The sequence below is a fragment of the Arenibacter aquaticus genome (genome assembly GCF_003957295.1).
Taxonomy (GTDB): Bacteria; Bacteroidota; Bacteroidia; order Flavobacteriales; family Flavobacteriaceae; genus Arenibacter; species Arenibacter aquaticus.
The window spans coordinates 666,601-689,635 of record NZ_RQPJ01000002.1 but is presented as its reverse complement, the minus strand read 5'-3'; the positions used below and the strand labels follow the sequence as shown (position 1 = coordinate 689,635).

At 40.9% G+C, this 23,035-nt stretch carries 18 protein-coding genes; 11 read left to right on the top strand and 7 right to left on the bottom strand.

The genetic code is table 11. The annotated features are described in order from the left end of the window. Window positions 1-17: 17 nt before the first annotated feature. On the bottom strand, window positions 18-719 hold the full coding sequence (locus tag EHW67_RS05770; RefSeq protein WP_126161405.1) for a ComF family protein: 702 nt from the start codon (window positions 717-719) through the stop codon (window positions 18-20). Window positions 720-762: 43 nt separating this feature from the next. Between EHW67_RS05770 and EHW67_RS05765 the strand changes: the two genes are divergently transcribed. Together EHW67_RS05765 and EHW67_RS05760 are read left to right on the top strand one after the other, a co-directional pair. Further along, a complete protein-coding gene (locus EHW67_RS05765; RefSeq protein WP_126161404.1) occupies window positions 763-1,659 on the top strand; it encodes a hypothetical protein in 897 nt (298 codons plus the stop codon). A 37-nt stretch (window positions 1,660-1,696) separates the two neighbouring features. Then, window positions 1,697-3,241: a glycine--tRNA ligase gene (locus EHW67_RS05760; RefSeq protein WP_126161403.1), complete on the top strand. Its 1,545-nt coding sequence runs from the start codon at window positions 1,697-1,699 to the stop codon at window positions 3,239-3,241. A 59-nt stretch (window positions 3,242-3,300) separates the two neighbouring features. Here EHW67_RS05760 and EHW67_RS05755 read toward each other — a convergent pair whose 3' ends face one another. Continuing rightward, window positions 3,301-5,382 (bottom strand): TonB-dependent receptor, encoded by a 2,082-nt coding sequence (locus EHW67_RS05755; RefSeq protein WP_126161402.1) that lies wholly within the window; start codon window positions 5,380-5,382, stop codon window positions 3,301-3,303. A 239-nt stretch (window positions 5,383-5,621) separates the two neighbouring features. On the opposite strand from EHW67_RS05755, the gene EHW67_RS05750 reads away from it, so the two are divergent. After that, the gene (locus EHW67_RS05750) at window positions 5,622-6,383 is read left to right on the top strand and encodes an exodeoxyribonuclease III (protein ID WP_126161401.1); all 762 of its coding nucleotides are present in this window, start codon (window positions 5,622-5,624) and stop codon (window positions 6,381-6,383) included. Between the two features lie 48 nt (window positions 6,384-6,431). After that, window positions 6,432-7,472: an NADP(H)-dependent aldo-keto reductase gene (locus EHW67_RS05745; RefSeq protein ID WP_126161400.1), complete on the top strand. Its 1,041-nt coding sequence runs from the start codon at window positions 6,432-6,434 to the stop codon at window positions 7,470-7,472. A 211-nt stretch (window positions 7,473-7,683) separates the two neighbouring features. On the opposite strand, the gene radA is transcribed toward EHW67_RS05745, so the two are convergent. From radA to panC, 5 genes are all read right to left on the bottom strand, one after another. Continuing rightward, a complete protein-coding gene (gene radA / locus EHW67_RS05740) occupies window positions 7,684-9,045 on the bottom strand; it encodes a DNA repair protein RadA (protein WP_126161399.1) in 1,362 nt (453 codons plus the stop codon). A gap of 163 nt (window positions 9,046-9,208) precedes the next feature. Beyond that, a complete protein-coding gene (locus EHW67_RS05735; RefSeq protein WP_126161398.1) occupies window positions 9,209-10,351 on the bottom strand; it encodes an alpha/beta hydrolase in 1,143 nt (380 codons plus the stop codon). Between the two features lie 25 nt (window positions 10,352-10,376). Further along, window positions 10,377-11,342 carry a lysylphosphatidylglycerol synthase transmembrane domain-containing protein gene (locus EHW67_RS05730; protein WP_126161397.1) on the bottom strand — a complete coding sequence of 322 codons (966 nt, stop codon included), beginning with the start codon at window positions 11,340-11,342 and terminating at the stop codon, window positions 10,377-10,379. 3 nt (window positions 11,343-11,345) lie between these two features. Beyond that, a complete protein-coding gene (gene panD / locus EHW67_RS05725) occupies window positions 11,346-11,696 on the bottom strand; it encodes an aspartate 1-decarboxylase (protein ID WP_126161396.1) in 351 nt (116 codons plus the stop codon). Between the two features lie 62 nt (window positions 11,697-11,758). Continuing rightward, entirely contained in the window at window positions 11,759-12,601 is an 843-nt protein-coding gene (gene panC / locus EHW67_RS05720) for a pantoate--beta-alanine ligase (RefSeq protein WP_126161395.1), read from the bottom strand. A gap of 103 nt (window positions 12,602-12,704) precedes the next feature. Here panC and EHW67_RS05715 point away from each other — a divergent pair, with 103 nt between their 5' ends. The 7 genes from EHW67_RS05715 to EHW67_RS05685 all read left to right on the top strand — a co-directional run bounded on the left by EHW67_RS05715 (window position 12,705) and on the right by EHW67_RS05685 (window position 23,006). Then, complete coding sequence (locus EHW67_RS05715) at window positions 12,705-13,514, top strand: glycogen/starch synthase (RefSeq protein ID WP_126161394.1); 810 nt, start codon at window positions 12,705-12,707, stop codon at window positions 13,512-13,514. A 5-nt stretch (window positions 13,515-13,519) separates the two neighbouring features. Continuing rightward, window positions 13,520-15,343 carry a DUF4270 domain-containing protein gene (locus tag EHW67_RS05710; RefSeq protein WP_126161393.1) on the top strand — a complete coding sequence of 608 codons (1,824 nt, stop codon included), beginning with the start codon at window positions 13,520-13,522 and terminating at the stop codon, window positions 15,341-15,343. A 126-nt stretch (window positions 15,344-15,469) separates the two neighbouring features. After that, a complete protein-coding gene (gene glmS, locus EHW67_RS05705) occupies window positions 15,470-17,317 on the top strand; it encodes a glutamine--fructose-6-phosphate transaminase (isomerizing) (RefSeq protein WP_126161392.1) in 1,848 nt (615 codons plus the stop codon). Window positions 17,318-17,551: 234 nt separating this feature from the next. Then, the gene (locus EHW67_RS05700; protein ID WP_126161391.1) at window positions 17,552-20,362 is read left to right on the top strand and encodes a TonB-dependent receptor; all 2,811 of its coding nucleotides are present in this window, start codon (window positions 17,552-17,554) and stop codon (window positions 20,360-20,362) included. 194 nt (window positions 20,363-20,556) lie between these two features. Beyond that, window positions 20,557-22,065: a F0F1 ATP synthase subunit beta gene (atpD, locus tag EHW67_RS05695; RefSeq protein ID WP_126161390.1), complete on the top strand. Its 1,509-nt coding sequence runs from the start codon at window positions 20,557-20,559 to the stop codon at window positions 22,063-22,065. Between the two features lie 74 nt (window positions 22,066-22,139). Continuing rightward, window positions 22,140-22,418 carry a FoF1 ATP synthase subunit delta/epsilon gene (locus EHW67_RS05690; protein WP_126161389.1) on the top strand — a complete coding sequence of 93 codons (279 nt, stop codon included), beginning with the start codon at window positions 22,140-22,142 and terminating at the stop codon, window positions 22,416-22,418. A gap of 42 nt (window positions 22,419-22,460) precedes the next feature. Beyond that, window positions 22,461-23,006, top strand: a complete 546-nt coding sequence (locus EHW67_RS05685) for a hypothetical protein (RefSeq protein WP_158285078.1) — start codon at window positions 22,461-22,463, stop codon at window positions 23,004-23,006. Window positions 23,007-23,035: the final 29 nt, after the last annotated feature.

Sequence of the window (23,035 nt, the reverse complement as noted above, 5' to 3'; positions counted from 1 at the left end):
TTTGTAGAATGGTAAAATTAAGGGACAATGGCGATAGAGGCAAGATAGATATTTGCCCCTGGGGATTGGGATATGGCGGTAGCACAGGCTTCCATTGTGGCCCCAGTGGTAATAACATCATCTATTAGGAGCACATTTTTATGGGCCAGCAACATAGGATCGGACAGTATGTAGAGGGCCTGCTTATTCTGCCATCTTAATAATCTGGATTTTTGGGTTTGGGTTCTTGTATTGGCTGTCTTAAGAAGTATATCGTCCCGATATTCAGCCTTTATATGGTCGGCAACTGTTTTAGCAAATAAGGCCACTTGGTTATAGCCCCTTTTTCTGAGCTTTTTGCGGTGCAAAGGTACGGGGACAACTAAATCTATATTGGTCAAGAAATTGTTTTGATGTAAGAGGTGACCATACCAGTTGCCCAAGAATAATCCTATTTGCTCCTGATTTTTATATTTAAGGTAGTGTATAAGGTTCTTTACTATGCCTTTTTTGGTAAAAAACAGGAAAGAACTGGCTTTAATTATGTTAATTCTACCATAAAATATACGGTCAACACTGTTTTCTGCGTTAAAGTTATATTCGGTGAGTGGCAGTTGATTGCGACAAACGGTACATATGTGTACTTCTCCTCTAGATAAAAGTGCATTACATCCAAAACACTGGGGAGGTACAAGGATGGTATTTATATCATTTAGTATATTTGAAATCTTGTAATACACGGATTTTTGTTACAGTTAACCTACTTAATACGCATGCTTTTAGATGGATATTGAAGATAATAAATTTAATTATAAGATAATACTTGCCGCTTTGGCAGCCATTATATTGGGTATTCTTATTGCCTTTTATTATAGTTATGCACAATCTAAAAGTAGGATAAGCTTCCTGGAACAGGAGAAAGAACTGTTGGTAAAGGACCTTACCCTGATGAAATCTGACGTAGACCGATTGTCAGCCCTTAATGAGGTCAACGAGATTGAACTGCAAGATTCCAGGTATCGCGTACAGCAATTATTGGATTCTGTGGGCAGATTGAATTTCACTGTTGAAAAACTCAAGGAGTACAAAACGGAACTTAGAAAGTTGGAGGCCAAGAATGACAGCCTAAAATTGAAGAACAATTTCTTGAAATACAACAATATGCTTCTTGGTAATAAGTACGAGGAGACCAAAAAAATGATTGAAGAGCTCCGGGGCAAAAGCAGTTCCCTGGCAGAGGCCGAAGCTCTGTTGCGAAAAAAGAACAGAGAGCTTAGTCAGGAACTCAAGACCAAAAGCTACCTGAAGATGGAAGGTTCCGAAGGCAGTGGGTTTAGGTTCCGTAGCGGGAAACATATTAAGACCAATAAGGCCAATATCATCTCAAAGCTTAGGGGCTGTGTAACTATTTTAGGTAATCCCAATTCCCAAAATGAGGAGCGCGTAATATATTTTCAATTTTTAGATCCCAATATGGGGGTTATTGAAGATAATGCCAATACCATATCTGTCAATGGCAATGTCTACAGCAAGCGGGTAGAACTCGTATTTATGGGCGAGGAATTTAGCGTTTGTGATGCTATTACCGTGCCTGAGGGGTCTTTGGAGGATGGAATGTACACCCTAAATGTATTTGAGAACGAAAAATTATTGGCAACTTCAGAATTTCAGTTAAAATAAACCTCTACCTTTTAAGCTAATATTATATTTTTGCCAAATGGTGAAACAAGAAGACGATTTTAAAAAGGTAATATCGCATGCAAAGGAATATGGATACGTTTTCCAGTCCAGCGAAATTTATGACGGTCTAAGTGCCGTATACGACTATGCCCAGAATGGCGCCGAGTTAAAAAAGAATATCCGGGAGTACTGGTGGAAAGCCATGGTTCAGCTGAACGACAATATCGTGGGGCTGGATTCTGCTATATTTATGCACCCAACCGTATGGAAGGCTTCTGGACACGTGGATGCCTTTAACGATCCACTAATAGACAACAAAGATTCCAAAAAAAGATATCGGGCCGATGTTTTGGTGGAAGATTATACCGCCAAAATAGAAGCAAAGATAGATAAGGAAGTCGCCAAGGCCAACAAGCGATTTGGGGATGCCTTTGACAAAGAACAGTTCTTGGCTACCAACCCTAGGGTGGTAGGCTACCAAGAAAAGATTAATACCATTTTAAAGCGACTGGGACAATCCTTGGAAAAAGAGGATTTGGCCGATGTTAAAAAGCTTATAGAGGAATTGGAAATCGCCTGCCCTTTATCCGGTTCAAAGAATTGGACCGATGTAAAACAATTTAACCTCATGTTCGGGACCAAATTGGGTGCTTCGGCAGATAGTGCCATGGACCTGTACCTAAGGCCCGAAACCGCCCAGGGTATTTTTGTAAACTTCCTTAATGTTCAAAAAACGGGAAGAATGAAAATCCCTTTTGGTATAGCACAGGTAGGTAAGGCCTTTAGGAACGAAATTGTTGCAAGGCAATTTATTTTTAGGCAAAGGGAGTTTGAGCAGATGGAAATGCAATTCTTTATACGGCCCGGATCCCAAAAAGAATGGTATGAAAGCTGGAAGGAAAATAGGATGAAATGGCATTTGTCCCTAGGAATGGGAGAAGGGAACTACCGTTTCCATGACCATGAAAAATTGGCCCACTACGCCGATGCCGCCGCAGATATAGAGTTTAAATTTCCATTTGGATTTAAAGAACTGGAAGGGATTCACTCCAGAACCGATTTTGACCTTGGAAGCCATGAAAAACACTCGGGTAAAAAATTACAGTATTTTGACCCAGAACTTAATGAGAGCTATGTACCCTATGTGGTAGAAACCTCCATTGGTCTGGACCGTATGTTTTTGGCTGTTTTTTCCAATTCACTGGTAGAGGAGAAATTGGAGAACAACACCACAAGGACCGTATTGAGGCTTCCAGCAGTATTGGCCCCAAACAAGGCAGCTGTATTGCCATTGGTAAAAAAAGACGGCTTGCCAGAATTGGCCCAGGAAATTATAGACGATCTTAAATGGGATTTTAATGTGGTCTATGATGAAAAGGATGCCGTAGGAAGGCGATATAGAAGACAGGATGCCAATGGCACCCCTTTCTGTATTACGGTAGACCATCAATCGCTGGAGGATAAAACCGTTACCATCCGTCACAGGGATACTATGGAACAAGAACGGGTATCCATTGCAGATCTAAAAGGAATTATCCATAAGGAAGTAGATATGAAAACTTGGCTACAGCGTATGCTCTAATCTTTTTTAACTAAAAATAAAGGGTCCGGTATATTTCTATTATATCGGACCTTTTTTTGTTACAAACTATACCCCAACCTAAGACTGCCGTAGTAGTTTCTGTTGTTACCTGGGTAGTAGTATCTAGGCTCAGATCCGCCAAAACCTGTGGTATTAATGAGAACAGATTGCGCATAATTCGTATTAAGGATGTTGTTAAGGCCAAAGGCCACATCCAGGGAAATGTTTTTGCCCAATTTGTTCTTGTACCCAACTTTGCTATTCAACACGCCAAAGGCATCGCTATATAGGCTATTGGCATCCGTTAATGGGATTTCACCAACAAATTGATGGGTAGTATTCCAGTAAAATTGATTGTTGACATGTGCTTGGAAACCAGAATTTAATCGCTGTTTGGGCACACCTGTCAGAGGGTTTCCGGAATAGTTGTTTTCTTGGTCTACAAAGGTAACAAAGCTGTGGTCGTTAAAGGTATAACTAAGAAACGGCGTTATATTGACACTGGGAGATATATCCCAGCGGTATTCCGCTTCCAGTTCCAGTCCTTGGTGTTTGGTCTTCCCTGCATTTTTACCAATGTATTGATCTTCTGCTACCCTCTGTGCCACCAATAGATTTTTAATATCCATTCTATACAGGGCAAGGTTTAGGTGTAATTTGTTGTCCAAGAAAAACAAGCTTGAACCAATTTCATAATTAACACCTGTTTCTTGAGCTATGTCGGGGTTTATTACACCATCGGGAGTTAAGGTCTCCTCAAGGGTAGGATTGGAAAATCCACGACTTATATTGGCAAAAATGGATCTTCCCTTAGATAAGTTGTAATTCAAGTTAAGGCTGGGCAAGAGAATGGCATCAAAATTCCTTTCAGCACTTTTATTGGCGTCGCCGGTATTGAATAAATCCCTAAAATCATAAAGTGTCTTGTTGATATTTAGTCCCAACTGGGCCGATAAGGCATCGGTAATAGGAATAAGAAGATGGCCAAAGGCATTGAATTGCCGCCTAAATTCTTTGTTTTTGGCAAATTGGTCGCCCTCAAGGCTTCCTTCGCCATTATTTTCCCGGTATAAATTCTCAAACTCGTCCCAATTGTACTCATCCTTGTACAATTCTGCCCCAAAATTATAATCCAACGATGAGCGGTTAAGGATGAATTGTCCCATAAATTTGGTTCTAAAGCCAAAACCATGGGTATATTCGTCCAAGATTCCAAAGGGCCTGGGTTCGTAATGGTCCAAATAGGTGTAAAAAATACTGCTTTGGTTTTTAAATGTTTCGCTAAAGGAATGCCTTAGGGATAGTCCGGTAAGGCTATAGTTATTGTCCTCATAGCCTTTTGCGGACTTCCAAGTAAATGCAGCCTGTTTTGGATCTTCCTTAAAATCGGTTTCTCCCAATGAGCTAGCTATTTGGGCAATGTAATCTATATGATTGACTAGTAAGCCAATATTGGTCTTGGGGCCAAGACTATAGTTTACATCCAATAGAATTCCGTTTCGTTTAAACGCATTGTTTTCCCTGTAACCATCCTGCTCCAAATACCCGTGTTGCAGGTTAAGGGATAGTTTGTCCTCATTATGGCTAAAAACAAAATTGTTCTTCAATAATCCGTATGAACCAAAGGTGAAGTTATTCCTAAAATAAGTAGACCCGGCCATAGGCTGTTTGGAATTCAATAAAATAGCCCCTCCTAGATTAGTTCCGTATCCAGTTGCCTTGGGGCCTTTTATGACCTCAACGGAACTTAGGTTTTCCAAATCGTAGGCTTCAATAGTAGAGAATCCAGACCCATTGGTGATAGGTATGTTGTTGTAGTAGAGTCGTAATTTATCCGTTCCGTATAGGGTCCTGGCCCCAACACCTCTAATAGTGATCCTATTGGTATTCAAGGCCCCGGAAAGAATATACACCCCTGAGACCTGATTTATGGCAGAAACCATGTCAACAGGGCTATAGTTATGAAAAACCTTCTGGCCAATTATTTTAGTGGGGATTATGCCTTTATCCGTATTGGAGAGAAGGGTATCCAATAGGATAATTTCTTCCAGTTGGGTAATACTATCATTTTTAGAGGGATCCTGGGCATGGAGGCAAAGGGCTAGAAAGGAAAAAACTATACAAATACCTGTAGTTCTCATAGTGCGTAAATATAGGGGCAAACATAATGATTATTATCATATGTTTCAGGGGCATCATTTTGGTTATAATACTACAAGGGTGACTGTCAGGGATATATGTGTCCCGACCTTAACTGGACTTTTTCAGTTACAAAAACATTGTCTATTTTTGGCCTTATTTAAACAAGCCCTCTGGGGCTCAATGGGATTGGAGATGAAAATGTTTCACCTCTCATAACCTACAAATCTAGCAGATTGCGATGAAAATTGTTTCTTACAATGTAAATGGAATAAGGGCCGCCTTGGGCAAGGGTTTTTTGGATTGGTTAAAAAGTGTGGATCCGGATGTGGTCTGCCTACAGGAAATAAAGGCCAATAAGGAGCAATTGGACCTTTCACTTATTGAAGCTTCGGGCTATAAGCACCACTATTGGTACAGCGCTCAAAAGAAGGGCTATAGTGGGGTGGCCATTCTTGCCAAAACGGAACCGGACCATGTGGAGTTTGGGACCGGAATAGAGTATATGGATTTTGAAGGCAGGAATATCCGAGCCGATTTTAATGGGGTATCGGTAATGAGCCTTTACTTGCCTTCTGGAACCAACATAGCTAGGTTGGACCATAAATTGCAATATATGGCCGATTTCCAGGAGTATGTTGATGATTTAAAGAAATCCAAACCCAATTTGGTTATCTGTGGGGATTACAACATTTGTCATCAGGCTATAGATATACACGATCCTGTGCGAAATAAGAATGTGTCCGGATTTTTGCCCGTAGAAAGGGAATGGATCGGTAATTTCTTGGACAGCGGATTTATAGATAGTTTTAGACATTTCAATAAAGAGCCGGACAATTATACCTGGTGGAGCTATAGGGCCAATTCACGCGCCAATAATAAAGGGTGGCGTTTAGACTACGGTTTGGTGAGCACACCACTCTTGGATAGGCTTAAGCGATCTGTAATTTTGTCACAGGCTGTTCATAGTGATCACTGTCCCATTCTGGTGGAATTGGAATAAAATGAATTGCCTTAACATAGACCCATAATACATAAGCGATAGTATCATATGAAATACACAAACCTCCCAAATACGGATATAGAAGTAAGTAAGATATGTTTGGGCACCATGACCTGGGGCCGACAGAATACCGAGGAAGAGGGGCACCAACAAATGGATTACGCCCTGGACCAAGGAGTGAACTTCTTTGACACCGCAGAATTATATCCTATTCCAGCAACCAAGGAGCGCTATGCCGATACGGAACGTATTATTGGAAACTGGTTCAAGAAAAGTGGAAATCGGGATAAAATAGTTTTGGCTTCCAAAATTGTGGGTAAATCGGAAATGGCAAAATTTATCAGGCCAACAGGTATAAATAGGGAATCTATTACCGAAGCCGTGGAAGGCAGTTTAAAAAGACTGCAGACAGATTATATAGACCTATACCAGTTGCATTGGCCAGACCGTTCTACCAATTACTTTGGAAAAAGGGGGTACAAATATGATATAAGCGATTTTTGGGAAGATAATATTCATCAGATCCTGGAAACTTTGAGAGACCTTATCAAGGAAGGAAAAATTAGGCATGTGGGCATATCCAATGAAACTCCTTGGGGCGCCATGCGATACTTGGAGGAAAGCAAGGTCCATGCAAGCCTGCCAAGAATGGCTACCATACAGAATCCTTACAGTCTTTTAAATAGACTTTTTGAGGTTGGTTTAGCAGAGATTTCCCATCGTGAAAACTTGGGACTCTTGGCGTATTCCCCTATGGCTTTTGGCGTATTGAGCGGAAAGTATCTGGATGGCAATAAGCCAGAAAAATCCAGGATAGCCCTGTTTCCCAATTATGATAGGTATAGTGGTGATACAGCCGTTAAGGCCACCCAAAAATATTACGAATTGGCCGAGGCCAACAATTTATCATTGGCTCAAATGGCGCTTGCTTTTGTAACCTCAAGGCCGTTCCTTACCTCTAATATCATTGGAGCCACCACTATGGCACAACTAAAAGAGAATATTGATAGTATACACTTAACACTAAGTGATGAGGTCCTAAAAGGCATAGAAGCCATACATAACCAAATTCCAAATCCAGCTCCTTGATTCTATGTACACACTGATGAATTATTTGAAAGTAGGTTTTTGGCAACTGGGGCTCATAGTTGTTGTTGTTGTGTTAATGTTGGTTTTGGCAAGAATCTTTAACTCCAAAAACTAAGTGTGGCCAAGCTGAATTATAGCTGTGGTTATGCCAATGGCCCAATGAACCCACGTCCGAGAGAATAAAATTCACAATTATAAGCTTGTCCGAGCCCTATAAAAATAGGCTGTTGGCTACATCTTCTATCTTGGCTACGAGATTAATTTGGATGTTGGTCTTCTTAAGGGTAATCTTATTGTTTTTGGACACGTATATGGAAGAGAAACCCAGTTTTTCGGCCTCCAAAATACGCTGATCTATTCGTTGTACAGGCCTAATTTCACCAGCCAGACCAACTTCTGCCGCAAAACAGACCCCTTTTTCAATGGGGACATCCTCATTGCTGGAGAGAATGGCAGCAATCACTGCCAGGTCTATGGCAGGATCATCTACCGAGATTCCCCCTGTGATATTCAGGAAAACATCTTTTGCGCCCAGTTTAAAACCAGCTCTTTTTTCCAATACTGCCAAAAGCATATTTAATCGTTTGGCGTTATAGCCCGTAGTAGAGCGTTGGGGAGTACCGTACACGGCAGTACTTACCAAGGCCTGAATTTCTATCATCAATGGGCGCATACCTTCTACCGTAGAAGCTATTGACGTGCCACTAAGCCCCTCGTCATTCTTGGAAATCAAAATTTCGGATGGATTGTTCACCTCCCGCAATCCGCCACCCTGCATTTCATAAATACCCAATTCCGCGGTAGAACCAAATCTGTTTTTTAAAGCTCTAAGGATCCGATATACATAATTTCTGTCTCCTTCAAATTGTAATACCGTATCTACCATATGCTCCAGGATTTTTGGACCTGCAATAGTGCCGTCCTTTGTTATATGGCCTATGAGTATCACAGGGGTATTGCTCTCTTTTGCATATTTTATTAACTCTGCGGTACACTCCCTAATTTGGGAAATACTCCCTGCTGTAGATTCAATATAATCGGTATGCAATGTCTGTATGGAGTCTACCACCACAATGTCCGGTTCCGTAGATTCTATCTGTTTAAATATATTTTGTGTTTTGGTTTCGGTAAGAATAAGACAGTTTTCGCTATTGGGCTGTATACGGTCTGCCCGCATCTTAATTTGTTTTTGGCTTTCTTCCCCGGAAACATAAAGGGTTTTGTAAGGAAGCCTTAATGCTATTTGCAGGAGCAAGGTACTCTTGCCCACGCCCGGTTCACCGCCCAAGAGTGTTAAGGATCCAGGAACCAACCCCCCTCCTAGAACCCTGTTGAATTCTTGGTCATACGTATTTATCCTAAGCTCCTTATCAGTGCTAATTTCATTGACCCTCAAGGGCTTGGCAACTTTCTTTGAGGCGGGAGAACTGCTTTGCCATGAGACTTTTTCCTCTTTTTGGATTACTTCTTCCACCACCGTGTTCCATTGCTTGCAGGCACCGCATTGTCCTACCCATTTGGGGTATTGGGTGCCACAGTGCTGACAAAAAAAAGCTGTTTTTGTTTTGGCCATTATCTAACTAACTAATTGCGCTAAGGTAATAAGAAGTTTCAAAAAGAGTAAGTCTTTTAAAGACCTGTAGCAAAACATTGGAATTATGTTCAACTATGCATGTGCAAGGAATACAAACAAGTGTATGCCTGGATAGATAACCAACGGTGATGTGCTACTGTTATTAATAGCCGAAATCGGCCTTCAGTGCATCTATTTTTTCCAAAGCCATTTCCTTGGTAAGGAAATCTATTTCCTCCATACCAAAAGCCTTTTCAAAAGTTCTAAGTGCTTTCTTGGGCTCGCCCATTTGCTCATAATACTCCCCTTCAAAGTAAAAGCCCAGCATGGTGTTGGGATATTCTTCTTTACACAGTTCGGATAAGGGTTTCAGGGATTCAAAATCCTCCTTTTTCCTGGAACCTGCATATATGGCCATAATATCATTAAGACTTGTTTTCTTTTTAAAGCCAAAAAGATTTTCTATAGAACTTTGTTTGTCTTCCAAATACTTAAAGACAGGGTATACCGAGGTTAAGATCTTTTCCCTGTATTCCTTCGGGCTTATGGGTTTAAACATGCCAAAGATATTGTCAAAGGCCTTGCCTATTCCATAGGAGGCCACGGAAATATGATCGGCATCCTTATAGTGATCAAAGTAGTAGTGTATATTATCTGCCTCTAAAGTTTTAAGGGCTTGGTCCAAGTCAAGTATTCTATTGGTGTATTCACTTTTTTCCCCTTCCAATATCAATTGATAAAATATCTTTTTGTTCATTGCAGATAGCCTAGAGGGAATTCTGTTTTCCATTTCCGGGGCCAGTGTTGGTGAAATATTGATATAGGCGTTAAAGAGGGAATCTTCCTTAAACAGGTAAAAATTGCCAAAGTTTGCGGTAATGTCATAACCTACGAACATTTTAAAAGGCGCCGTATTGTATTTGGTTTCCAAATATGGAATTAGTTCCATTCCCAAGAATTCAAAAAACAATTTTCCTTTTTCTGTTGGCAAACCACTATCGGCTTCAAAACCGCAGTCAAACTCCCTTAGGTTGTTTTTGGACTGGTGAACCCCAACCACTATTGCTTCGGGCATACCGTGGAAATTACTGTAAAACTTGGAGTTGGCCACTACTTGGTCAAACAGGTATTCAGCATCCAAAACCACAATGAGCGGGTACTTTTTTTCTTCGGTGTAGCTTTCTGGAAAATAATACCGCACATCCCGTCTTTCCTGTAATTTAAAGGATTCAAAAATTTCTTGGGTTACCTGTGCGTTGATCCCAAGACATAGAAACAGGAGCAATAAGGTGAGTATACGTTGCATAGCGTAATTTTTGGGCAATAGAAAACTATTTGTTTCTGTTCCATAACGGTAATATCAGAAAAGATATTGCACCAAAAACTACAACCATCAAAGTTTGTGAAATCCACATTATCCAACCGAAGGCATCTGCAGAAATCTTATTTATGCCAAATATGGCCAAAGCCCCACTAACGGCAATAGGATAAATGCCAATACCTCCATTGGTAGCGGACATAGCAAATGCACCGGCCACAAAGGCAACAATCAACTGGCTTAGACCCAGGTCAGTAGTATCTACAACCGTGTACTTTATTACCCAAAACATGGCGATATAGGCTGCCCATATAAAAATGGTGTGGAATATAAACCGCCATTTGTACCTCATCTTAAAAATGCTAAGAATACCGTCTAGCATTCCCTTTAGGAAGTGTTTTAGTTTAACAGCAAGGCCTATTTTGGATTTTTTAACAAAATACAGCAATAGAATCAACCCTAAAATACCAGAAGTTAGGACAACGGACAGAAGCGCAAGACTAAACCCCTTTTCCTGTAAGAAACCCCAGATGATATCGGTTTGCATAATTAGGGCTATGACAATCACAAGCAGTAACATGATCAAATCTATCACCCGTTCCGTAACAATGGTACCAAATCCTTTTTGAAAAGGAACCCCTTCATAGGAGGCTAAGGCGGTGGCCCTTAAGATTTCCCCGGATCTCGGAATACCTAAATTGGTAAAATAGGCAGTTAGAATTATCAGGATATTATTGAATAATTTTGGTCGGTAGCCCAATGGCTCCAGTAAATAATTCCAACGAATGGCACGTGAGATGTGGGTTAGAATTCCTAAAAAAACGGATATGCCTACCCAAAACAAATCGGCATTTTTAATATAATGCAGGATTTGTTGCCTATCTTCTTTGGAAGTGGAATAGTAAGAATACCATATTAAAAATACCCCCAAGCCAATTGGTAGTACCGTTTTTAGCGTTTTCTCTATGGAAGCTTTCAAAATTTAGGTCAAGAGATTGTTTTCCTCATTGGGGAAAACCAAGGAAGGATTGAATTTTTTGGCCAATTCAATATCCATATGTGCGTAGGTTATGAGTATTAATATGTCGCCCACGGCTACTTTTCTTGCAGCGGCACCATTAAGGGTTACCTCTCCACTGCCCCTGGTCCCGGGAATGGCGTAGGTTTCCAGCCTCTCACCATTGTTATTGTTTACAATTTGCACTTTCTCGCCTCTAATAATATTCGCCGCATCCATCAAATCTTCATCAATGGTAATGCTCCCTATATAATTTAGGTCGGCACCCGTCACTTTTACGCGGTGTATTTTAGATTTTACTACTTCTATTTGCATGGGACAAAGTTAATCAATTTGCTAGTTATTACCCTAATTTAGCTTATGGAACCATTTAGGGGTTATAGGGCTATGTTGTCTATAAGTCTTACATCACCAATGTAAACCGCAATAAAGGCCCTATACTCTTGCGAGTTGTTTTTGGTGGTAACAGCTTGTAGCTGGTCTACATCGGCAATTTTAATATATTCCAATTTTAGATCTGGATGGGTTTCAAATTCTTTTCTAACCCAATCCATGACATAATCAGCACTTTTCGTGCCAAATTCCTTTTTGGCAGCTTTTAGGGTCTGGTATATAAAACCAGCCTCTTTTCTTTGGTCTTTTGACAGCCTTTCGTTCCTAGAGCTCATAGCTAAACCGTTGGGCTCTCTAACAATGGGGCAGCCAACAATTTCTACATCTATATCCGTAATACGCACCAGTTTCTTGATAATCTGCAGCTGCTGAAAATCTTTTTCACCAAAATAGGCCCTGTGTGGCGAGACCAATCTCAACAATTTTTCCACTATAGTCCCCACCCCGTCAAAATGACCCGGTCTAAATTCTCCTTCCATAACATGTTCCAAACCTTCAAAATTGTAGGATTTGGAGGAGATTTTATCAGAGTACATTTCTGCGGCAGAAGGCGCAAAAATCAACAAGTTTTCCGTGACAGAACTTAAAAGCGAGATGTCGGCCTCTAAGGTATTGGGGTATTTTTCAAGGTCTTCCTGGTTGTTGAACTGTGTGGGGTTCACAAAGATACTCACAATGGTAACATGGTTTTCCCTGACCGCGCGCTCAACTAGGGAAATATGCCCGGAATGCAGTGCTCCCATGGTAGGTACCAAGCCGACTGATGTGGATTCTGACAGGCCTTCCAAATACGTTTTTAGGTCCTTTTTAGTGTTAATTAACTGCATGCGTTTTACTTAAAAGAGAGCAAACTTACTATAAATACTGCTAATGTGCATAATTTTTGTAATTTTGCACTTTCTCTTACACTATAAATAAAATATTGCTTTTATGAATGGCAAAAAGATATTGTTTGTATCTTCAGAATTAGTACCCTATCTACCAGAGAACGAAGTTTCCTTAATGTCTTACGAAACCCCAAGAATGGTCAATAGTAATGGGGGCCAGATTAGGATATTTATGCCTAGGTTTGGAAATATTAACGAGCGAAGGCACCAACTACACGAGGTAATAAGATTGTCTGGAATGAATTTGGTGATCAACGATATGGATATGCCTTTGATCATAAAAGTGGCATCTATACCTAGAGAACGTATTCAGGTGTATTTTATCGACAATGATGAATACTTTAAAAGAAAGGCGACTTTTACGGACGAGGAAGGCAAGGCTTTCCCCGATAACGATGAGAGAGCTATCTTTTTTGCAAAGGGAGTAGTTGAGACTGTAAAGAAATTAAATTGGTCCCCGGACATTATACATGTACATGGCTGGATGGCTTCTTTGCTTCCCCTGTACCTTAAGAAATTCTACTCGGACGAACCCTTGTTTTCCGAAAGTAAGATAGTGATGTCTGTCTTTGGTCAAGGATTTGACGGTTCCTTGAATAAGGATATTATAAAAAAAATTGCTTTTGATGGCATTCCCGAAGAGAGCGTGGAGGCGCTTGAGGATCCCAATTATAATAATTTGTTAAAAGTTGCAGTGGATTATTCCGATGCAGTTATTTTAGCTGCCGAGGATATTCCGGCTGATTTAGGTGACTATATATCCAATCTCCAAAAGCCTGTATTGCCCTATGTGCCGTTGCAGGAATTTGAGGAGGCCTACATGAATTTTTATAACACCGAAGTACTAAAATAATCTAAATGAACTTACTGAAAGGATTAAGATGGCCTACTTTGTTGGCTATGCTGCTGCTTGCAGTGTCTTGCGAGGAGGATATTACCACCATTGGTGCTGGTGTGGTAGGTGGTGAACCATTTACCGCCAATAGGGCCGAATATGATGTTTTCGCTTATAACAAGAAAATAGAGGCAGTACGGACCAATAAACTTCCAGTATATCAAATAGGGAACTTCAATGATCCCATTTACGGCAAAACGGAGGCAAGTATCACTACACAGGTACAATTGTCCTCAGCCAATCCTACTTTTGGCAATTACACTGCATCCGTTGAGGAAACTGCCGATACGGATTCCAGTACCATGACCATCAAAGAAGAGGAAACGGTAAATGAAGTTACTCTATTTATACCGTTCCTGACAAATCCAAAGGGCGATAGGGATCTGGATGGTGTTGCAGACGAATACGATGCGGATCCGGATGATGCCAATAGTGATACCGATGGGGATGGTCTAACCGATGTGCAAGAACAGTCTTTGGGCACCGATCCATTGAACAAGGATACCGATGGGGACGGAACCAATGACGCTGAGGATGCGGAGACTTCCCCAAATAGATTTCCTGTTAAATATGATTTGGATAGCATATACGGCAATAGGGACATACCCTTTAACTTTAAGGTAGAAAGATCTACTTATTTTTTAAGGGACTTGGACCCCAACAGTAATTTTCAGGAAGCACAACAGTATTATTCTTCCCAAAGGTTTTCTCCAGATTTTGTGTCCGATGTACTGTTTGACGGACCAGTTGAAATTACCAATGTGGAGGAATTGATATTTCAGGAAGATGACCCGGAGACAGAAGATGTAGACGAATCGGAAGAAGCCCCTACAAGATTGGCTCCAGGAATACGCGTTAAGTTGAACAACGCTTTTTTTCAAGAAAATATCTTGGATAAAGAGGGATCTTCAGAATTGCTGAGTCAGGCCAATTTTTCCGAATTTTTCCGGGGAGTACATTTATCCGTTCCAGACGATATTTTATTGCTTTTGGATCTTACACAAGGAAATATCACCATAAACTACAATTATAAAAGCGTAACCAGTTCCACAGATAGCACTGTAATAGATAATGAGAGGGATTTTGTGCTGTACTTTACAAGACGGGACAGTAGTACTGGCGCAACTATTGGCAATGCTGTGAATAGTTTTGTTAATGAGGCCTATCCAGCAGAAATTGAAAACAGTATGGATACCGGAGAGAACGCTTCCAAGATATATTTAAAAGGTGGAGCCGGTAGTTATGCACAGATAAAACTTTTTGATGAATCTGGCGGTGCAGAAATTATCAATCAAATAAAACAAGGTAATTGGATCATCAACGAAGCCAACTTGGTGTTTTATGTTGATCGCAGCACCTTGGATGCCGCAGGAACCCAAATAGAGCCTTCAAAACTGTACTTGTATAAGGATAACACCAATACTTCCGTTTACAATCAGTTCTTGGAGACTGAACAGGATTTTAGCGATGGGAATATTACCAATTATGACGGGGGCCTCAATGAGGAGAATGGAAAGGGTCAGTCTTATAAAGTAAAGATCACTAATCATATCAACGATATTATAGTGCGCGATTCTACGAATGCCACCTTGAATCTAACGGTGACATCCGATATTAGGATTACCGCCACCAATAAGGCCATGATGGCCAACGGCGAGGAAGACAATGTGCCTGTAATGTCAACTGTAAATCCCCTAGGTACCGTGCTTTACGGAAGTAACAATTTACCTAGTGGTATGGAAGACAAAAAGTTGAAGCTGGAAATATTTTATACCAAAGCCAACTAAATTTAGAAAAATACCACTTAAAGGCTTTTTTCGTTAATTATCTAAAACTTAAGGGGTTTTATGTAACAAGATGCTACATTTGTTACATAGAACCTTTTTCTATTTTAATGATTAATCTTTAAAGTTATGTGTGGAATTGTAGGGTATTTAGGACACAGGGACGCTTATCCTGTTATTATAAAAGGACTTCAAAGGCTGGAATACAGGGGGTACGATAGTGCCGGAATAGCATTGTATGACGGCAACAATATAAATTTAGCAAAGACCAAGGGTAAAGTAGAGGATTTAAATAATAAATCCAAAAGCACCATTTCCCTGGAGGGAAAATTGGGAATAGGACATACTAGATGGGCCACTCATGGGGTACCCAATGACATAAATTCCCATCCCCATTATTCCAATTCTGGCGAATTGGTAATTATCCATAATGGTATCATTGAAAACTATGATTCCATTAAAAAGGAACTTATTAATAGAGGCTATACTTTTTCTTCTGAAACAGATACCGAGGTATTGGTAAACCTCATAGAGGAGGTAAAGCGCCAAGAAGGCGTAAAGCTGGGCAAGGCAGTTCAAATAGCCTTAAATCAGGTGGTTGGGGCTTATGCTATTGCTGTCTTTGACAAGCAAAAACCAGATGAGATTGTCGTAGCCAAATTAGGTAGCCCCTTAGCTATTGGGGTGGGTGACAATGAATTCTTTGTTGCCTCGGATGCATCACCATTTATTGAGTTTACCAATAATGCCATTTATTTGGAAGATGAGGAAATGGCGGTAATACGATTGGGCAAAGAAATTAAATTACGAAAAATAAAGGATGATGCCATAGCCTATCCGTCTATACAGGAATTAAAGTTAAACCTGGAGGAAATAGAAAAAGGAGGTTTTGATCACTTTATGCTAAAGGAGATCTATGAGCAGCCGAGAGCTATTTTGGATACTTTTAGGGGGCGACTCCTAGCAAATGACGGGACCATTAAGATGGCCGGTATTGATCAGAATTTGGAAAAGTTTTTAAATGCCAATAGAATCATTATTGTTGCCTGTGGTACCTCCTGGCATGCCGGGCTTGTAGCAGAATATATCTTTGAGGACTTGGCCAGAATTCCGGTTGAAGTAGAATATGCCTCGGAGTTTAGGTATAGAAATCCCGTAATTACGGACAAGGATGTGCTAATTGCCATTTCCCAATCTGGGGAAACAGCAGATACCTTGGCAGCCATAAAACTGGCCAAGGAAAAAGGAGCTTTTGTATTTGGGGTCTGTAATGTAGTAGGTTCTTCAATAGCCCGGGAGACCAATGCCGGAGCCTATACCCATGCGGGACCGGAAATTGGTGTGGCCTCCACAAAGGCATTTACCACACAGATTACGGTGCTAACCCTATTGGCCTTGAAATTGGCAAAGGAAAAAGGAGTTTTCAATACAACGCGTTTCCACGAGTTTTTAACAGAATTGGAGAATATTCCATCAAAGGTAGAAAAAGCTTTGCTTTCCAATCCCTTGGTAGAAATAATCTCGGAGGTGTATAAAGATTCGGCCAATTGCTTGTATTTGGGCAGAGGCTACAACTTCCCGGTTGCATTGGAAGGCGCCCTTAAACTAAAGGAAATCAGCTATATCCATGCCGAAGGTTACCCCGCAGCAGAAATGAAGCACGGACCTATAGCACTTATTGATGAGCATATGCCGGTTGTGGTAATAGCCACCAACAAAGGACATTATGAAAAAGTGGTGAGCAACATCCAAGAAATTAAATCCAGGAAAGGTAAAATTATAGCCGTGGTTACAGAAGGAGATGTGCAGGTTAAAGAATTGGCAGACCATGTTATAGAAATTCCTGAAACCTTGGAAAGCCTTACCCCACTGCTAACTACTATTCCTTTGCAACTATTATCCTACCACATTGCCGTGATGAGAGGTTGTAATGTAGATCAGCCCCGTAATTTGGCCAAGTCGGTGACAGTAGAGTAAGGGAAGCACCCTAAAACATTGGTTAAATCCATGAATTGCAGCCTTTTTGGCTTCTGATTCATGGATTTTTTTTGTTTAATTTTGTCAAAAATGCAATATAATATGTTAAATTTTGAACAAAAAATATTATGCATGCATAATTTATTTGATTTTGCTATTGTTAATTTGAAAATTAATGTATATTGGATACGTGATATATTACTAAATACTAATGATAAATTAACTCAAAAAAGTATGAGAAATTCTCTTGTATTAATCTTTTTAATGTTTGGTCTTGTAACCTATTCCCAAACGACCATAACTGGGAATGTTGTAGATCAGAACAACGACCCCATCCCTGGGGCCAACATTGTGATTTCTGGCAAGGCCATTGGTACGGTTTCCGATTTTGATGGCAACTTTATCCTGAACACTTCGGAACTCCCTCCATTCACCTTGACCATAAGCAGTATTGGCTTTAATGCCACCACTGCAGAAGTTACCCAGAACAATCAGACCCTTGCCATAGTAATGAATGAGGAGCAAACTAGTTTGGATGAGGTGGTGATATCTGCCTCAAGAACCCCAGAACGTATTTTTGAGTCCCCGGTTACGGTAGAACGTTTTGGTCTACGTGACATCCAAAATACTGCTTCGGCAGATTTTTATGATGGGCTGGAAAATTTAAAAGGGGTAGACATCAACACCAACAGTTTAACGTTTAAGGCCATAAACACCAGGGGTTTTGCCACCTTTGCCAATACGCGTTTTATGCAATTGATAGACGGAATGGACAATTCCACCCCTGCGCTCAACTTCCCCATGGGAAACTTGCTGGGGATGATTGAAACCGATGTTCAAAGTGTGGAATTGCTTCCTGGAGCTTCTTCTGCCCTATATGGGGCCAATGCCTTTAACGGGATTCTTTTTATGCGAAGCAAAAGCGCATTTGATCATCCTGGTATCAGCGCTTATTTTAAAAGGGGACTTACCTCACAGGAAGCGGCCGGGGACAATGCCTATACCGATTTTGGAATCAGAGCGGCGCACAAGTTCAGTGATAAATTTGCCGGTAAGGTCAATTTTGCCTATTTAAAAGGTACAGATTGGGCGGCCAATGATACGGCCGGAAAACAAGGCGGAGGGGCAACAAGGGCATCCACAGACTATGACGGTATTAACGTTTATGGGGATGAAGCCTCGGAAAACATGCAAGTAGTTGCTGCTCAGCTTGTGGATAAGGGTTTGCTAAACCCCGCAGCAGTAGCCTTGATCCCTTCACAGGTAATTAGCAGAACCGGTTATGATGAAGCGGCCCTAACGGATTATAAGGCAGAAAGTATAAAAGCCGACTGGGGCTTGTACTATCGTCCTTGGGGAAATGATCTTGAGCTTTCCTATGTAGGGAAGGTAGGGAAAGGAAGTACCATATATCAAGGTACCAACAGATATGCCATTGATAATTTTTTCATGCAACAGCACAAATTTGAAATCAGAAATGATAATTTTTTCATTCGCGGCTATTTAAACGAGGACAAGGCCGGTGATTCCTATGATATGGTGTTTACGGGCATAAACATTAATAATTTATGGAAAGACAACAGCACTTGGTTTGGGCAGTATGTGGGCACTTATGTGGGTGCAGTTTCACAAAGTGTGCCATCGGATCAAGCGCATATATTGGCAAGACAGGCCGCAGATACAGGTCGCTTAATTCCCGGAACAGCAGAATTTGAAAGCGCCTTTAACCGCGTTACCACGAACCCGGATCTAACCAGTGGATCCAAATTTCAGGATAATTCCAAATTCTATCACGCAGATGCCAACTACAATTTGGGTCATTTAATAGACTTTGCCGAAATTCAGTTAGGCGGCTCGTATAGACAATACAGACTAAATTCCTTTGGTACTATTTATACCGATGCCAGCGGTCCCATAACCTATTCCGAATACGGTCTATATACACAGGTTCAAAAGAAATTTATGGAGGAAGACCGATTAAAACTAACCGCTTCCCTGCGTTATGATAAATCCGAACTATTTGATGGGTTTTTCTCACCAAGGCTATCCTTGGGGTATACTGCCGGGGAAAGTGGCAACCATAATATAAGGGCCTCCTATCAAACCGGGTTTAGGAATCCTACCACCCAAGACCTATATATTGGGTTGAATGCAGGAAGGGGTATTCTAGTAGGTAGCGCACCTGATAATCCTGCCAGGGAAGTAAGGACTTTTGATTTGAGTCCTACAGGTACGGCCATTCTTGGAACACCTACCTTGAACTTTACAGGTGAAGGGGTGTACAATAACTCTTTTTCTGCAGCTTCGGCCACCGCTTTTTCAGAGAGTCAGAACCCTGCCGACCTGGTAGTGGCCAATCCGGAAATGGTTAAACCAGAACAGGTTACTTCCTATGAATTAGGGTATAGGGGAAAATTGAATAAGGTAACCTTGGATGTTAGCGCCTATTACAATTCATATAAGAACTTTTTATCTGGAGAGAATGTGGTAGTACCATTTTATGGTGACGTACAATTAACCCAAACAGTTCCAACACCAGGCGGTCCGCTTCCTGCTGCCATCGTGGCACTGGCCAATGGCGATTGGCAGGGCTACCAAGCCTATACCAATACGGATGCCAAGGTAAACTCTTATGGTGCAGCCCTGGGAATCAATACTAAAATATGGGGCAATTATGATCTGGGAATGAACTATACCTATGCAAAATTGGACTTTGACCAATCACAGGATCCTGACTTCGTAACCAATTTTAATACCCCGGAACATAAGGTGAAGGCCACTTTTGGCAATACTGAATTGTTTAAGAACTTTGGATTTAATGTGGCTTGGCGATGGAGTGATACCTATTTATGGCAGGCTACCTTTGGTGACGGGCAAATACCGGCCTACCATGTTGTGGATGCCCAAGTTAGTTATAAGGCGGCAAGTATTAAATCTGCTTTTAAATTGGGAGCTTCCAATGTTCTGGGAGATGAGTACAATACCGCCTTTGGTACAGGATATATTGGATCACAATATTATTTATCCTGGACCATAAATCCATAGGCATACAAAATTTACTTAAAAAATCTATCCAAAAAATGGCATCAAAAGAATTGATGCCATTTTTATTGGTAAAAAAAGGAAAAAGTAGTTTCCGTTTTAAGAAGTAAAACATATCTTTGCAGCCTTAAAAACAAAGCGGTAAGTATGCGGTGTTTTTAATTTAAAGATATCAGTAAAACGTAAATACTCAAGTAATGTCTAAAGTTACAGGTAAAGTTTCCCAAATCATCGGCCCGGTTGTTGATGTTGAATTTGAGTCCGGAGTGGACCTTCCCAAAATTTATGATTCTTTGGAAATCGTCAATAAAGACGGCTCTAAATTAATTTTGGAAGTACAGTCACATGTAGGTGAAAATACGGTAAGGACTATTTCTATGGATTCTTCCGATGGATTAAGTAGGGGAGTTGCCGTAAATGCAACAGGTGGCGCTATTCAAATGCCCGTAGGAGATGATGTTTATGGTCGTTTGTTCAACGTGATCGGGGATGCTATTGACGGTCTTGGGGATTTGCCCAAAGCCGGTAAAGATGGTCTTCCTATTCACAGGGATGCTCCTAAGTTTGAGGATTTGTCTACTTCTACCGAAGTATTGTTTACTGGAATTAAAGTAATCGACTTAATTGAGCCTTATGCCAAAGGTGGTAAGATTGGATTGTTTGGTGGAGCAGGTGTTGGTAAAACGGTATTGATCCAGGAATTGATCAACAACATTGCAAAAGGACATGGTGGACTTTCTGTTTTTGCAGGGGTTGGAGAACGTACCCGTGAGGGGAACGATTTGCTTCGTGAAATGTTGGAATCCGGTATTATTAAGTACGGGGACGACTTTTTGCACTCTATGGAAGAAGGCGGATGGGATTTATCCAAAGTAGATAAACAAGCGATGAAAGACTCCAAAGCGACTTTCGTATTTGGACAGATGAACGAACCTCCCGGAGCACGTGCTCGGGTAGCACTTTCAGGTCTTACCATTGCAGAATACTTCCGTGATGGTGCAGGTGAAGGTCAGGGGAAAGATGTATTGTTTTTCGTAGATAACATCTTCCGTTTTACCCAGGCAGGTTCAGAGGTGTCGGCCCTTTTGGGACGTATGCCATCAGCTGTGGGTTACCAGCCTACCTTGGCAACTGAAATGGGTGCCATGCAGGAGCGTATTACATCAACCAAAAGAGGTTCCATTACATCTGTACAGGCGGTTTACGTACCTGCGGATGATTTAACGGATCCAGCACCGGCAACAACATTTGCCCACTTGGATGCTACAACGGTATTGTCTCGTAAAATTGCCGAGTTGGGTATTTATCCTGCGGTGGATCCATTGGATTCTACTTCTAGGATTTTGACAGCTGACATTCTAGGAAATGATCACTATGCTTGTGCGCAAAGAGTTAAAGAGCTTTTACAGCGATATAAAGAACTTCAGGATATCATTGCCATTCTAGGTATGGAAGAATTGTCAGAAGAAGATAAACTGGCAGTAGGTAGGGCAAGACGTGTACAGCGTTTCCTTTCCCAGCCTTTCCACGTAGCGGAGCAATTTACAGGTATCCCAGGTGTATTGGTAGATATTAAGGACACTATAAAAGGATTTAATATGATTATGGACGGAGAATTGGATCACCTTCCAGAATCTGCCTTTAACCTTAAAGGAACCATAGAGGAAGCTATAGAGGCTGGTGAGAAAATGTTGGCCGAAGCATAAACTGGTAAAGGGCGTTCCATACAGTTGCCTAATTACTGTATCCAAGAATACCCAATACTAAATATTTAAATAATATGTATCTAGAAATTGTATCACCAGAAGCAACCCTATTTGCAGGAGAGGTTACAGCCGTAACGCTACCCGGAGTAGACGGTGAATTTCAAATGTTGAACAATCATGCCCCTATTGTTTCTATACTACAGGCGGGTAATGTAAAGATCAAAGGAAATGTGGAATTGGATGGAGCTCATGAGGAAAAATTCTCAAAGGCATCCAATGGCGATACAGTATTGGCAATTAGCAGTGGTACTGTTGAGATGAAAAACAATAAGGTTATTGTTTTGGCAGACTAAGGCCTATCCAATATATAAATTAACAAAAGTCATACAAATTGTATGACTTTTGTCGTTTTAACACCAATGGGAAACAAGAATGTAATTATTACGGAAGGGGTCCGTCCGCTATGGCAGACCCTATTGGCTGCGGCATGCTATACCTTGGCCGTACTTTTACTGGCCACCTTCTTTTTTGGTTATGAGCTGTTTCCAAAGGCAGGGATAGACAATAGATGGAATGTGAAGCTGTGCTATAGCGCTATTATATGTGCTGCACAGGGAGTAGTGTTCTCCTCGGTAAAAAGTATTTATTTTAATCTAAAAGACAACACCTATAAAACGGAGTATTCCGTTGGCCCTATCAAGGTAGGTAGTTGGAAACAACTACCAAATGTAGCGTACGTATCGGTGTTTAGGCAATTAAAAAAGGACGGTTCCCATACCTATGAGGTGAATTTGTGGTTAACAGGAAACAAAAGCTTTACCGTATATGAAAGTAGCCATATGGAAAGCACGTTTGCTATGGGGGAAAACACTGCCAAATCCTTAAAGGTGGATCTGTTGGATGCTAGAGTGCCCCATAACTACAAATGGATAAAAAGTTAAGCTTAAAAAGAGATCTCCATTGGTTTTAA